Source organism: Vibrio marisflavi CECT 7928 (assembly GCF_921294215.1).
Classification (GTDB): domain Bacteria; phylum Pseudomonadota; class Gammaproteobacteria; order Enterobacterales; family Vibrionaceae; genus Vibrio; species Vibrio marisflavi.
In genome coordinates this window covers 2,778,493-2,792,433 of sequence record NZ_CAKLDM010000002.1, presented here as the reverse complement: position 1 = coordinate 2,792,433, position 13,941 = coordinate 2,778,493, and the positions used below count along the sequence as shown (strand labels likewise).

Annotated in this window: 11 protein-coding genes; 3 read left to right on the top strand and 8 right to left on the bottom strand. The window is 43.7% G+C overall.

Going from position 1 to position 13,941, the window contains the following annotated elements; genetic code table 11:
* Positions 1-8 precede the first annotated feature (8 nt).
* On the bottom strand, positions 9-1,466 hold the full coding sequence (locus L7A31_RS19600; protein WP_237363430.1) for a TrkH family potassium uptake protein: 1,458 nt from the start codon (positions 1,464-1,466) through the stop codon (positions 9-11).
* Between the two features lie 38 nt (positions 1,467-1,504).
* Positions 1,505-2,122 (bottom strand): YigZ family protein, encoded by a 618-nt coding sequence (locus L7A31_RS19595; RefSeq protein WP_237363429.1) that lies wholly within the window; start codon positions 2,120-2,122, stop codon positions 1,505-1,507.
* Between the two features lie 245 nt (positions 2,123-2,367).
* Here L7A31_RS19595 and fadB point away from each other — a divergent pair, with 245 nt between their 5' ends.
* Positions 2,368-4,539, top strand: coding sequence for a fatty acid oxidation complex subunit alpha FadB (gene fadB / locus L7A31_RS19590; RefSeq protein WP_237363428.1), 2,172 nt, complete (start codon positions 2,368-2,370; stop codon positions 4,537-4,539).
* Positions 4,540-4,565: 26 nt separating this feature from the next.
* Positions 4,566-5,729, top strand: a complete 1,164-nt coding sequence (fadA, locus tag L7A31_RS19585) for an acetyl-CoA C-acyltransferase FadA (RefSeq protein WP_237363427.1) — start codon at positions 4,566-4,568, stop codon at positions 5,727-5,729.
* Between the two features lie 43 nt (positions 5,730-5,772).
* Here the strand turns inward: fadA and punR are convergent, their stop codons facing one another.
* Positions 5,773-6,675: a DNA-binding transcriptional activator PunR gene (gene punR, locus L7A31_RS19580; protein ID WP_237363426.1), complete on the bottom strand. Its 903-nt coding sequence runs from the start codon at positions 6,673-6,675 to the stop codon at positions 5,773-5,775.
* A gap of 150 nt (positions 6,676-6,825) precedes the next feature.
* On the opposite strand from punR, the gene punC reads away from it, so the two are divergent.
* Positions 6,826-8,031 (top strand): purine nucleoside transporter PunC, encoded by a 1,206-nt coding sequence (gene punC / locus L7A31_RS19575; RefSeq protein ID WP_290368767.1) that lies wholly within the window; start codon positions 6,826-6,828, stop codon positions 8,029-8,031.
* A gap of 72 nt (positions 8,032-8,103) precedes the next feature.
* Here punC and glmU read toward each other — a convergent pair whose 3' ends face one another.
* The 5 genes from glmU to atpA form a co-directional block, all read right to left on the bottom strand.
* Entirely contained in the window at positions 8,104-9,465 is a 1,362-nt protein-coding gene (glmU, locus tag L7A31_RS19570) for a bifunctional UDP-N-acetylglucosamine diphosphorylase/glucosamine-1-phosphate N-acetyltransferase GlmU (protein WP_237363425.1), read from the bottom strand.
* Between the two features lie 142 nt (positions 9,466-9,607).
* Positions 9,608-10,030, bottom strand: a complete 423-nt coding sequence (locus L7A31_RS19565; protein WP_237363424.1) for a F0F1 ATP synthase subunit epsilon — start codon at positions 10,028-10,030, stop codon at positions 9,608-9,610.
* A gap of 18 nt (positions 10,031-10,048) precedes the next feature.
* A complete protein-coding gene (gene atpD, locus L7A31_RS19560) occupies positions 10,049-11,452 on the bottom strand; it encodes a F0F1 ATP synthase subunit beta (protein WP_237363423.1) in 1,404 nt (467 codons plus the stop codon).
* Between the two features lie 26 nt (positions 11,453-11,478).
* Complete coding sequence (atpG, locus tag L7A31_RS19555) at positions 11,479-12,345, bottom strand: F0F1 ATP synthase subunit gamma (protein ID WP_237363422.1); 867 nt, start codon at positions 12,343-12,345, stop codon at positions 11,479-11,481.
* Positions 12,346-12,388: 43 nt separating this feature from the next.
* Positions 12,389-13,930: a F0F1 ATP synthase subunit alpha gene (atpA, locus tag L7A31_RS19550; protein ID WP_237363421.1), complete on the bottom strand. Its 1,542-nt coding sequence runs from the start codon at positions 13,928-13,930 to the stop codon at positions 12,389-12,391.
* Between the last annotated feature and the right edge of the window lie 11 nt (positions 13,931-13,941).

Below are 13,941 nucleotides of genomic sequence, written 5' to 3'. Positions count from 1 at the left end.
CAGCCTCTTTAACTGCGCCAAAATGTAGGAGTAAACAAAATAAGCAGAGTAAATATCTCTAAACGTCCAAATACCATAGAAAGAACCAGCACCCACTTGGCACCATCATTGACGTTAGCAAAGTTTGAAGCCACCTCTCCTAACCCCGGACCTAAGTTGTTTAGCGTTGCTGCTACGGCAGAGAAAGCGGTCAACTCGCCCATCCCCGTGGCAATTAGAGCCAGCATACACACTACAAAAACCAAAGTATATGCAGAAAAGAACCCCCATACAGCGTCAACAACTCTTTGATTTAACGCTGTTCCTCCAAGTTTGATGGTGTAGACAGCTCTAGGGTGGATCAATCGCTTCATTTCTCTAGCCCCCTGACGAGTCAGCAAGAGAATTCTTATTACTTTCATTCCTCCACCAGTTGAGCCAGCACAGCCGCCAATAAATGAAGAGAAAAGCAATAGTACTGGCAAGAACAAAGGCCACTCAGAGAAACTCGATGTCGTAAAACCTGCTGTTGTGGAAATGGACACGGTTTGGAATAAAGCCATATCGAAAGTTTCAAACGTCGAGCCGTAAGTTTGATTCAGTAGTAGAACACCAAAGCAAATCAAAAACAGTATGCCCTGCACCACAAAAAATGCACGAAACTCAGGATCACGTAAGTAATACCGAGGATGAACCCCACCGGAGGCCACAGCTGCGAAATGAAGTGAGTAGTTACAGGCTGAAATAAGCAAAAACACGACTGCAATTAAGTTAATGGCTTCACTATTGAAATAGCCCATACTCGCATCATGGGTAGAAAAACCCCCGATCGCTATAGTAGAGAAACTATGACAGATAGCATCAAACGGTGTCATTCCAGCAAGCCAGTATGCCAACGCACATGCAATCGTAAGACTCAAATAGATGTACCAAAGCGCTTTTGCTGTTTCGGCAATTCGAGGAGTCATCTTACGATCTTTCACTGGGCCGGGAATTTCTGCTCTGTATAACTGCATACCACCGATACCAAGCACAGGTAAAATCGCTACTGCTAACACGATGATCCCCATCCCGCCAAACCACTGCAATATTTGTCGATAAAAAAGTATGGCTTTGGGTAAGTAATCAAGACCGGTCAATACCGTGGCACCGGTTGTGGTCAATGCAGAGAAGGATTCAAAGAACGCATCTGTTACCGAAACGCTAGGATTATCCGAAATAAGGAAAGGCAAGGCACCAGCGCTTCCGAGTACCGTCCAAAACAGGACAACGATGAGGAAACCGTCTCTAGATTGAAGCTCCTGCTTATATCTCCGGTTTGGAAACCAACAAAACGCCCCACAAGCCAGTAGTACAAAAAATGTAGTAACGAAAGAAACCCCAGCTCCGTCTCGGTAAATCAATGCGACTAACGCTGGAGCAAGCATAGTAATACTGAAAAGAGCCAACAAAAGGCCAACTATGCGAATAATAGATCGAAATTGCATGGCATCTAAAGTGAAGGCTAGCTTCTAACTTCCCAATGTTAATTTATAGTGGTTACAACTACCTTTGCACCACTTTTATTGATCGTTGCTTGGGTAAAAGCATCGACTTGATTTTTTTCTATTTCTACCACTAACACTACTGAGTCTGAATAGTCTGAATCAACGGTTAGCGCTTGATAAAAGTCCATTACGGATTGGATAACAGGCATCAAACCATAGTCTAACTCTAGCCGTAGCTTTGTCGTTATTTTTTTCTCAATTGTTTGAAGCTGCTTAAGCGCTTGCTGGACAACGCCACCATATGCTTTAACGAGTCCACCAGTACCTAACTTAATCCCCCCCGAATAACGAGTCACCACGGCAGTTAACTCTCCTACGCCTGAACCAGACAGCTGGGCAAGTATTGGCTTTCCAGCAGTCCCTGAGGGCTCACCATCATCGCTAAATCCCCACTTCATTGAATCTTCTGGCCTTCCCGCTACAAATCCCCAGCAATTATGCCTTGCTGACTTGTGTTCTTGTTTTATCTGTTCAATAGCAGTCTTGGCGGCGTCTACACTTGGTGTATGGATCAAGTGAGTAATGAAGACACTTTTTTTAATTTCCTCTTCAAATAGTGTTGGTTCAGAGGGAATTAAATAAGGGCTATCGTTCATAGGGCTTCAGTAATTAGGTAATAAAAGAAAATTCTATCACGTATTGCTCTGTTGATTTTAACTAGATAGGCATTTCTCATTGTTAAATATTTGTTGAAAAAATGTATTGAATAGTATCTTCGATCTGTGCACACTAATGCAACTGGTCTAACCAGACAAGATTAAAACATGCACTTTTCTCTCTATTGAAGATTGCATGACCCAACAAACTGAAGATGCTTAGGTATATGTGACGGAGATAAATAATGATTTATCAAGCTAACACCTTATCAGTAAAGGAACTGGACAACGGGATTGCAGAGCTACAGTTTTGCTCACCAGCTTCTGTAAACAAACTCGATATCGCAACCTTAGAGTCTCTTGATAGTGCCATTGAGAAGATAAAATCTCATGCAAACTTAAAGGGACTCATCGTTACATCAGACAAAGACAGTTTTATCGTTGGCGCTGATATTACAGAATTTTTAGGGCTTTTCGAAAAATCAAAGCAGGAGCTAGATCACTGGCTTCAGTTTGCGAATTCTATCTTCAATAAACTGGAAGATTTGCCATTTCCAACTCTGTCTGCACTAAAAGGGCACACTCTGGGTGGCGGATGTGAGTGTGTACTTGCTACGGACTTTCGTATTAGCGATACGACGACTAATATCGGCTTGCCCGAAACAAAATTGGGAATCATGCCTGGATTTGGTGGCTGTGTAAGACTTCCTCGTGTTATTGGCGCAGACAACGCCATGGAAATCATTACGCAAGGTAAGTCTGTAAAAGCGGAAAAAGCGTTGAAATTAGGCCTACTAGATGCCGTGGTAGATGAATGTTCTTTACGACAATCTGCGATAGACACAATAACAAAAGCAATTGCAAACGAACTAGATTGGAAAAAGCGCCGAGAGCAAAAAACTTCCCCATTGAGTTTAAGTAAAGTTGAAGCAAAGATGAGCTTCACGATTGCTAAAGGAATGGTATTACAGGCGGTGGGTAATCACTACCCTGCTCCAATGAATGCCGTATTAGCCATTGAAAACGGTGCAAGCCAATCAAGAAACGAGGCTCTAGACTTTGAGCGCCAATACTTTATCGAACTAGCTAAATCTCCCGAAGCTAAATCATTAGTTGGCATTTTCCTTAACGACCAATACCTAAAATCCAAAGCTAAAAAATCCGCTAAGAGTGCTAGTCATAGCACCAGCCAAAGCGCCGTGTTAGGTGCGGGTATAATGGGCGGAGGCATCGCTTATCAATCCGCCCTGAAAGGCGTTCCTGTGGTGATGAAAGATATAGCACAGCCTGCTTTGGACTTGGGTATGGGTGAAGCGTCAAAACTACTCAACAAAAAGCTTTCTCAGGGACGAATAGATGGCTTTAAGATGGCTGACGTTCTTGCTTCAATCAAACCTACCCTCAACTACGCAGATATCAATGACGCAGACATTGTCGTAGAAGCAGTAATCGAGAACCCGAAAATCAAATCTAGCGTACTTAAGGAAGTCGAAGAGTTGGTAGACTCAAACACAGTTATTGCATCTAACACTTCTACTATTCCGATTAATATTTTGGCCTCTTCTTTAAAAAGGCCGGAAAACTTCTGTGGTATGCACTTTTTTAATCCAGTTCATCGTATGCCTTTGGTAGAAATCATTCGTGGTGAACACACCTCTGAAGAAACCATCAACAGAGTCGTGGCGTATGCTGCGAAAATGGGTAAGTCCCCAATAGTTGTCAACGATTGCCCTGGTTTTTTCGTTAACCGAGTACTCTTCCCTTATTTTGCCGCGTTCAATTTACTGCTAAAAGATGGCGCAGACTTTACTCACATCGATAAAGTAATGGAACGTCAATACGGCTGGCCTATGGGCCCTGCCTATCTTCTTGATGTTGTTGGTATTGATACAGCTCGCCACGCCCAAGATGTTATGTCTCAAGGATTCCCTACAAGAATGGCGAACGATGAGCGAGATGCAATCCAAGCACTATTTGAATCCGAAAGATTTGGACAGAAAAATGGCCGAGGCTTCTATGAATACAGCATTGATAAAAAGGGCAAACCAAAGAAATCCCTTTCCAACGATGTTGCCCCTATCTTAGAAAGCGTTTCGATGAAGTCTATGGAGTTCGATGCTGAAACCATTATGGAGCGCATGATGATTCCAATGATCAATGAAGTTCTGCTCTGCTTCGAGGAAAACATTGTTGCTACACCGCAAGAGGCAGATATGGCCTTAGTTTACGGGCTTGGCTTCCCTCCATTTAGAGGTGGTGTCTGCCGCTACTTGGACTCGATAGGCATTGATAAATACATTGAGATGGCAAGCAAATACCAGCACCTAGGGCCGCTTTATCAAGTCCCTGCTTTGCTCGAAAAGATGCGTGCTGAAGGCGAAACATTTTATTCAGCCGACAATGTTAAGTCACTTTAAACCACACTTGGAAAAGGAATAACATCATGAACAACGTAGTTATTGTTGATTGCCTACGCACCCCAATGGGACGTTCCAAAGGTGGTGCCTTTCGTCACACTCGAGCAGAAGATCTTTCTGCGCACCTCATGAGCGGATTACTGCAGCGAAACCCACAAGTTTCTGCCAATGAAATTGAAGATATTTATTGGGGATGTGTGCAACAAACACTAGAGCAAGGGTTTAATGTCGCTAGAAATGCTGCTCTTTTAGCAGGCCTACCGATTGAAGTAGGTGCCGTCACGGTGAACCGCTTGTGTGGATCATCAATGCAAGCTCTTCATGACGCAGCAAGAACCATTATGGTGGGTGACGCTGAGATCTGTATGATAGGCGGTGTCGAACACATGGGGCACGTTCCAATGAACCATGGTGTTGACTTTCACCCTGGACTATCAAAAAATGTCGCAAAAGCAGCTGGTATGATGGGGCTAACAGCGGAAATGCTGGGCAAAATGTATAACATTAGCCGACAGCAACAAGATGAATTTGCCGCGAATTCTCACCAGAAAGCGCATTCTGCTACCGTTGAGGGACGCTTCAAAAATGAAATTTTACCAATTGAAGCGCACGCTGAAGATGGATCGCTAATTAAACTCGACTATGATGAAGTGATTCGTCCGGAAACGACGGTGGAAGGGTTATCGCAATTACGACCTGTGTTTGACCCTGCTTCTGGTACAGTGACTGCGGGCTCCTCATCCGCTCTATCGGATGGCGCTGCTGCAATGCTGATCATGTCAGAAGAAAAGGCCAAGTCTCTAGGGCTGACCATAAGAGCAAGAATTAAATCAATGGCTATCGCGGGCTGCGATCCTTCTATCATGGGTTATGGACCAGTACCTGCAAGTAAAAAAGCACTAAAAAGAGCAGGCTTATCTATTGCCGATATTGATGTTGTTGAGCTCAACGAAGCGTTTGCTGCTCAATCACTACCTTGTGTCGCTGACTTAGGTTTAGCTGAAGATATGGACAAGAAAGTGAACTTAAATGGCGGCGCTATTGCTCTTGGTCATCCTCTTGGCTGCTCTGGGGCCAGAATTTCCACAACACTTATTAATATTATGGAACACAAAAATGCCAAGTTTGGCTTAGCTACTATGTGTATTGGGCTAGGACAAGGTATTGCGACTGTGTTTGAAAGGCCTTAGCCACATAATTTAACCCCAATAAGGGCCAGTGTAATGCTGGCCCTTATGCTTTTAACCAGTCTTGATACAGCTGCTCTGATGAACCTAAATAATCTACCATCCATTGTATAAGCTTGTTTGTTGGATCTCTTCTCCATACTAGACAACATTCACTATTGGGTGTTTCCAAAGGATTAGATCTCTCGATCAATGTACCAGCTTGTAAGTGCTTACTAGCCATATGACGCGGCATATAACCAACTCCAAGCCCCTTCTTTAAACAATCTATTGCGGTATGCCAGTTCGGTAATAACAGGCGGCGTTGGTTTGGGAAGTAGCTATTGTGCCTTTTTGGGAGTTCTCTTGAGGTATCATCTAAACAAATTGCTGAATACTTGCTTACCAATTCCTCTGTTAACTGCGCTGCTTTTGCACAAGGGTGGCTAGGTGACATAACAAAAACCCACTCCATACTGCCCATATTTTTTGTATTGTACTCTCCACCAACTGGAATTGCGGAAGTAGCTCCAATAGCAATATCCGCTCGACCTTGAGATATCGCTTCCCAAGAGCCATTAAACACCTCCATATTGATTTGCAGCTCTGCAAAATCAAAAGTTGCGTAGAAGTCACTGACTAATCGTTCCATTTTTTCCAAACGCACAATATTATCCAGTGTAATTTTTAACGTTTGCTTCCAACCACTTGCTGCTCGCTGCGTTTGAATGGTGACCTCATCCATTTGTCGCAACATGTCTCTAGCGTGCGAAACAAATATTATTCCAGCTTCAGTGAGTTCAACTTTCCTTGGAAGTCTTTTAAATAGCACGACACCCAAGTCTCTCTCAAGCTGACGAACAGAATAACTGATTGCTGATGGAACGCGATGCAGTACTTCCGCTGCTGCGGCAAAACTCTCTAGACGAGCAATGGTATCTATTAATTCGAGGGATGATTTGGAGTACATAACTTGACATCAAAAAATTTGAACCATAACTACAAAATTTAACGTTTTATTTATAAATAATCAAAAAATAAAATTTCATTATCTAAATAACAGGGGTTGCCTTAATCCTTAGTTAAAACTAACCATTAAATTTTTTGATTGGAAAGAAAAATGAGACCATCAAAATTGCAGTTACTCTATCTAATCTGCTTATCCATGTTGGGTTTTGTGGCTACAGATATGTACTTACCTGCCTTTAAAGATCTAGAAGTAGCATTCTCAACAGGACCACAACAGATTGCATTATCCTTAAGTGTTTTCTTGGTCGGAATGGCTATCGGACAATTTTTATGGGGTCTAGCAAGTGATAGATATGGAAGTAAGAAAACTCTGATTGCTGGATTAGCTATTTTTTCAATTGCATCGGTAGGTATCGCTTTCAGCGAATCTATTTGGCAGCTATTGTCACTACGCTTTTTGCAAGCCATCGGGGTGTGCGCACCAGCGGTTATTTGGCAAGCTATGATCATAAAACGCTACTCAAGCTCCACAAGCCAACAGCTCTTTTCTACCATTATGCCTTTGGTTGCTCTATCTCCAGCGTTGGCGCCACAATTAGGTGTGCTTCTATCTCATAGCCTTGGTTGGCGTAGTATCTTCTTGGCATTGACTCTGATTGGTATCGCTTTGGTTATCGCTACATGTTTCCAGCCAGGAGAAAGCAACACGGCCACTAAATCAAGCTCAGTGAAACAAGATGTCGCGTTTCTAATCAAAAATCGAGTCTATGTAGGTAACATATTGATGTTCGCCTTTGCCTCAGCTGCTTTTTTTGCATACTTAACTGGTATGCCAGAAATAATGACCCGTCTGGGCTATTCTGCTAAAGACATTGGCTTCAGCTTTATCCCACAAACTATCGCTTTCATAGTCGGTGGATATTTAGGGAAGATTGCAGTAAGAAAATACGGTGCCAGCTGTACTTTGAAAAACTTATTAGCAATGTTCGTCATCTCATCAGTAATGATACTTGTCGCTTCACAATGGCAGCTTACTTCAATATGGCCAATACTAGCGCCATTTTGCTTGCTTGCTCTTGCTAATGGCGCTATGTACCCAATTATCGTCAACCAAGCCCTTTCTAGCGCTAAGCATTGCGCTGCAACAGCTGCTGGTTTACAAAACAGTATCCAGATCACCGTAAGTAGTATTGCCAGTGCGATTGTGGCAACGTTTGCTTTGCATGCTCAATCAGCGACAGGCAGTGCTATTTTTGTTTGTATGGTAGCTCTGCTATGCAGTTACTTTATAGCAACGTGGAAAGCTCGTTCTCATAACGTTGAAGGAGAGAGTAGACCTCTCACGAATGAAGAATGATTTTTACAAGAATCTAATAAAAATAAGGGTCCTTTAAGGACCCTTATTTTTCATCAGAGAATATTTTACTGTCTATTTATTCTTAACTGGTCGCTGCCAGCTTGGCACTTTACGCTCTTTCGCACGTGTAATAACGAGCTCATTTTCTGATACATTTCTTGTTAATGTGGTTCCGGCACCAATTGTCGCACCATTACCAATTTCAACAGGCGCAACAAGCTGGCTATCTGATCCAACAAAAACATCGTCACCAATGATGGTCTTATGCTTGTTTGCACCATCATAATTACAGGTGATCGCACCAGCTCCAATATTCACGCGCTGACCAATTTCGGCATCGCCAATATAAGCTAGATGGTTTGCTTTAGAGCCTTTGCCTAACGTTGCTTTTTTGATTTCTACGAAATTACCTACGTGCGCGTCATCAGAAAGCTGAGCTCCAGGGCGTAAGCGGCTAAATGGTCCAACTGTACATTCTTCGCCAACACAGGCATCTTCAATAACGGAGTACGGACGCACTATAGTGTTGTCGTCTATTTCGCAATCGATCAAAACACTTCCTGCGCCAATCTTAACATTGTCACCCAACGACACTTTGCCTTCGATGATGACGTTAATGTCAATTTCACAGTCTTTGCCTGCTTGCAACTCACCACGTAAATCAAAACGTGCCGGATCTCTTAACATGACGCCTTGCTTAAGCAAGCTCTCAGCTTGCATCGTTTGGTAAGCTCTCTCTAGTCGAGATAACTGAAGACGATCATTTACCCCTTCCACCTCAATTGGACTCTCTGGGTGAACAGCTTCAATTTGACGCCCTTCTTTATGAGCTGCAGCTATGACATCAGTTAAGTAATATTCACCTTGTGCGTTATCGTTACTTAGACCAGATAACCATCGCTTTAGATCTTTACCTGTAGCAACCATGACGCCGGTATTTATTTCTTGAATTTGTTTTTGCACATCGGAAGCATCTTTTTGCTCAACAATAGCTACCACCTGATCATTTTGACGAACGATGCGACCATAACCAGTCGGATCATCAAGAACAACCGTCAGTAAACCAATTCCGCCTTTTGGCTGAGCATGTAATAAAGAAGTAAGTGTTTGCTCACTTATTAGCGGTACATCTCCGTACAGAACCAAAACCTGCTCATCATCAGCAAACTGAGAAGAAGCTTGATCAACCGCATGACCAGTACCTAGTTGCTCAGCTTGCAATACCCAGTTTACGTTTTCGCTGGATAAAGAATCTTGCATCAGCTGTCCGCCATGGCCATAAACAAGATGAATACTCTGCGCATCCATTCCTTTGCAAGTATCGATAACATGCTTGACCATTGGTTTACCAGCTAAGGTATGTAGCACCTTAGGTAAATTGGAGTACATTCGGGTTCCCTTTCCCGCGGCGAGGATAACGGCGCTAAAATTCATCAATCATTACCTTATGGAGACAAGTTTAATGACAGCTATTGTAACGGCGAAAGGTATTTGAAGGAAAGGTTGGAACTGGGTTGAGGTAAAAATTATACAAATAAGGCGGCCAAGAGGCCGCCTTAAAGTAGCTAACTAATGATTAGCGTCGACGTTTGGTCAACTCGATAACTCGAAGCTGGGCAATCGCCTTCGCCAAATCACTTGCTGCTTGAGCAAAGTCCATATCACCATGTTGGTTCTTAATATGTTCTTCAGCTTTTCTTTTCGCTTCTTCAGCTTTAGCAGCATCTAGTTCTTCACCACGGATAGCCGTATCAGCCAGTACAGTTGCCGTTCCTGGTTGAACTTCAACAATACCTCCAGACACATAGATGATTTCTTCATGTCCAAATTGTTTTACGATACGAACCATGCCAGGCTTTATAGCGGTAAGCAGCGGTGTATGGCCATGAAAAATACCCAATTCACCTTCGCTACCGGTCACCTGAAAAGTCTCAACACGGCCAGAAAATATTTTCTTTTCCGCGCTTACAACATCAAGGTGAAAGGTAATCTCTGCCATATGACCTCCTAGTCAGCCTTATAGCTTCTTCGCATTCTCAACAGCATCGTCGATTGCACCGCAGTACATGAACGCTTGCTCAGGAATATCATCATAGTCGCCAGCTAGTAGACCTTTGAAACCACGCAGTGTTTCTTTTAGAGGTACGTAAACGCCTGGGTCACCAGTGAAGACTTCTGCTACGTGGTAAGGCTGAGTTAGGAAACGCTCAATCTTACGTGCACGAGATACAACTTGCTTATCATCTTCAGATAGCTCGTCCATACCTAGGATAGCAATGATATCTTTTAGCTCTTTATAACGTTGCAGCGTTCTTTGAACACCTTGTGCAATGTCATAGTGCTCTTGACCAACGACTAGAGGGTCAAGCTGACGAGATGTTGAATCTAACGGGTCAATCGCTGGGTATAGACCCATTGCTGCGATGTTACGGTTAAGTACAACTGTTGCATCCAAGTGAGCAAACGTTGTTGCTGGAGACGGGTCAGTCAAGTCATCCGCAGGTACGTATACCGCCTGTACAGACGTGATAGAACCTTGTTTCGTTGACGTGATACGCTCCTGAAGTACACCCATCTCTTCAGCAAGAGTTGGCTGGTAACCTACCGCAGAAGGCATACGACCTAGAAGTGCTGATACCTCAGTACCCGCAAGTGTGTAACGATAGATGTTATCGATGAACAATAGTACATCACGACCTTCGTCACGGAACCTTTCAGCCATTGTTAGGCCAGTCAGTGCAACACGTAGACGGTTTCCTGGTGGCTCGTTCATCTGACCGTAAACCATTGCTACTTTTGATTCTTCAGGGTTCTCAACGTTTACAACGCCTGCTTCCTGCATCTCAAAGTAGAAATCGTTACCTTCACGAGTACGCTCACCAACACCAGCAAATACTGATAGGCCTGAGTGTTGAAGTGCGATGTTGTTGATAAGCTCCATCATGTTAACGGTCTTACCTACACCTGCACCACCGAACAGACCGATTTTACCACCCTTAGCGAATGGACAAACCAAGTCGATAACTTTAACGCCAGTTTCAAGTAGCGAAGTTTCGTTCGATTGTTCTTCATAGCTTGGCGCTGGGCGGTGAATTGCGTAGTGCTCTTCAGCACCGATTTCACCACATTCGTCAATCGCGTCGCCAAGTACGTTCATAATACGTCCCAAAGTCTTGCTACCTACTGGTACAGAAATTGGAGAACCTGTGTTTTCTACTGTCAAACCACGACGTAAACCATCAGAGCTACCCATAACGATGGCACGAACAACGCCACCGCCAAGTTGCTGTTGAACTTCTAATACTAGACGTTCTTTGCTATCAACAACGTTAAGAGCATCATATACACTAGGTACTTCGCTCTGTGGAAACTCCACGTCGACTACCGCACCGATGATCTGTACGATCTTACCTGTAGCCATCGTTAATCCTCTAAATTTTGTTTCACCTAAACTGCAGCTGCGCCAGATACAATCTCTGACAGCTCTTGTGTAATCGCCGCTTGACGGGCTTTGTTGTACACAAGCTCTAATTCATCAATAAGATTGCTGGCATTATCAGTTGCCGCTTTCATTGCTATCATTCGAGCAGCTTGCTCACATGCAAGGTTTTCAACCACACCTTGATATACCTGAGACTCTACATAGCGTACTAGTAACTTATCTAGTAGTGGCTTTGGTTCAGGCTCATAGATGTAATCCCACGCATGATCGCGTTGCATTTCTTCACTATCAGATTTAGGCAAAGGTAATAATTGATCGATCGTTGGTTCTTGAGTCATCGTGTTAACGAAATGGTTATACACGACAAATAGGCGATCCAACTCACCTTCATCATATTTTTTCAACATCACGCCGACAGAGCCAATCAAGCTTTCTAAGCTAGGTGAATCACCTAGCCCAGAAACCTGAGCCGCAACTTTTGCACCGCTATTGTTGAAAAATGCTGTAGCTTTTGAACCGACAATTGCCAGCTCTACATCAGCACCTTTCTCAGACCAATCTTTCATGTCCATCATGGCTTTTTTAAACAAGTTAATGTTTAAGCCACCACACAATCCGCGATCAGTTGAAATAATGATGTAACCAACACGTTTAGCTTCACGCTCTTCTAGATACGGATGACGGTATTCTAGATTTGCATTTGCTATATGACCGATCACCTTACGCATTGTTTCAGCATATGGACGAGACGCTTGCATTGCCTCTTGAGAGCGACGCATTTTAGACGCTGCTACCATTTCCATTGCTTTCGTAATTTTTTGAGTGCTTCTAACACTACCTATTTTATTACGTATCTCTTTTGCGCCGGCCATCGTTAATCTCCATTAGTTGGTGGCAACTTGTGCCACCTACCTTTTACCAAGTTTGGGTTGCTTTGAAGTCGTCAGTCAGTTTTTTCAACTGGCCTTCGATATCATCGTTGTAAGCACCCGTCTTGTTCACTTCCGATACTAATTCGGCATATTGGCCATGAGCGTATGACAACAGTGCTGCTTCAAAGTCTAGGAGTTTGTTTATCTCAACATCTTCTAGATAGCCGCGCTCTGCTGCGAAGATCACTAGCGCTTGGTCAAATACTGACATTGGCGCGTACTGCTTCTGCTTCATTAGCTCAGTCACTTTCTGACCATGATCTAGCTGTTTCTTAGTTGCATCATCTAGGTCAGATGAGAACTGTGCAAACGCTGCTAGTTCACGATATTGAGCTAGTGCAGTACGGATACCACCAGACAGTTTCTTGATGATTTTCGTTTGCGCGGCACCACCTACACGAGAAACCGAAATACCTGGGTCAACCGCTGGACGAATACCAGAGTTAAACAGTTCAGTTTGTAGGAAGATCTGACCATCAGTAATGGAAATTACGTTGGTCGGTACGAATGCAGATACGTCACCCGCTTGGGTTTCGATGATAGGTAGTGCAGTCAAAGAGCCTGTCTTACCTTTCACTTCGCCATTAGTGAACTTTTCTACATACTCTTCGCTTACTCGAGCTGCACGCTCTAGTAGACGTGAGTGAAGGTAGAATACGTCACCCGGGAATGCTTCACGGCCTGGTGGACGTTTTAGTAGCAACGAGATTTGACGATAAGCTACAGCTTGCTTTGATAGGTCATCATAAACAATCAACGCATCTTCACCGCGATCGCGGAAGTACTCGCCCATTGCACAACCAGCGTAAGGAGCAAGATATTGTAGCGCTGCAGATTCAGAAGCCGATGCAACAACAACGATAGTGTTTGCAAGTGCGCCGTGCTCTTCTAACTTACGCACTACGTTTGCAATAGTTGATGCCTTTTGGCCAATCGCAACGTAGATTGAGTAGATGCTCGAATCTTTTTGGTTAATGATAGCGTCGATAGCTAGAGCTGTTTTACCCGTTTGACGGTCACCGATGACAAGCTCACGCTGGCCACGGCCGATTGGGATCATAGAGTCAACTGACTTGTAGCCAGTTTGAACAGGCTGATCAACGGATTTACGATCGATTACCCCTGGAGCAATAACTTCAACAGGAGAGCTCATTTTCGCTTCAATAGGCCCTTTACCATCGATTGGCTCACCTAGTGTGTTAACAACACGACCTAGGAGTTCAGGACCTACAGGTACTTCTAGGATGCGACCTGTACCTGTAACTTTCATGCCTTCTTTAAGGTCGGCATAAGGACCCATTACTACAGCACCTACAGAATCTCTGTTTAGGTTAAGTGCTAGTGCGTAACGGTTGCCCGGTAATTCAATCATTTCACCTTGCATTACATCTGCAAGGCCATGAATACTAAGAATACCATCGCTTACCGAAACGATAGTACCTTCATTGCGAGCTTCACTAACAACGTCGAATGCTTCGATACGCTGTTTAATTAGATCGCTAATTTCGGTGGAATTAAGTTGCATGCTCCAATCCC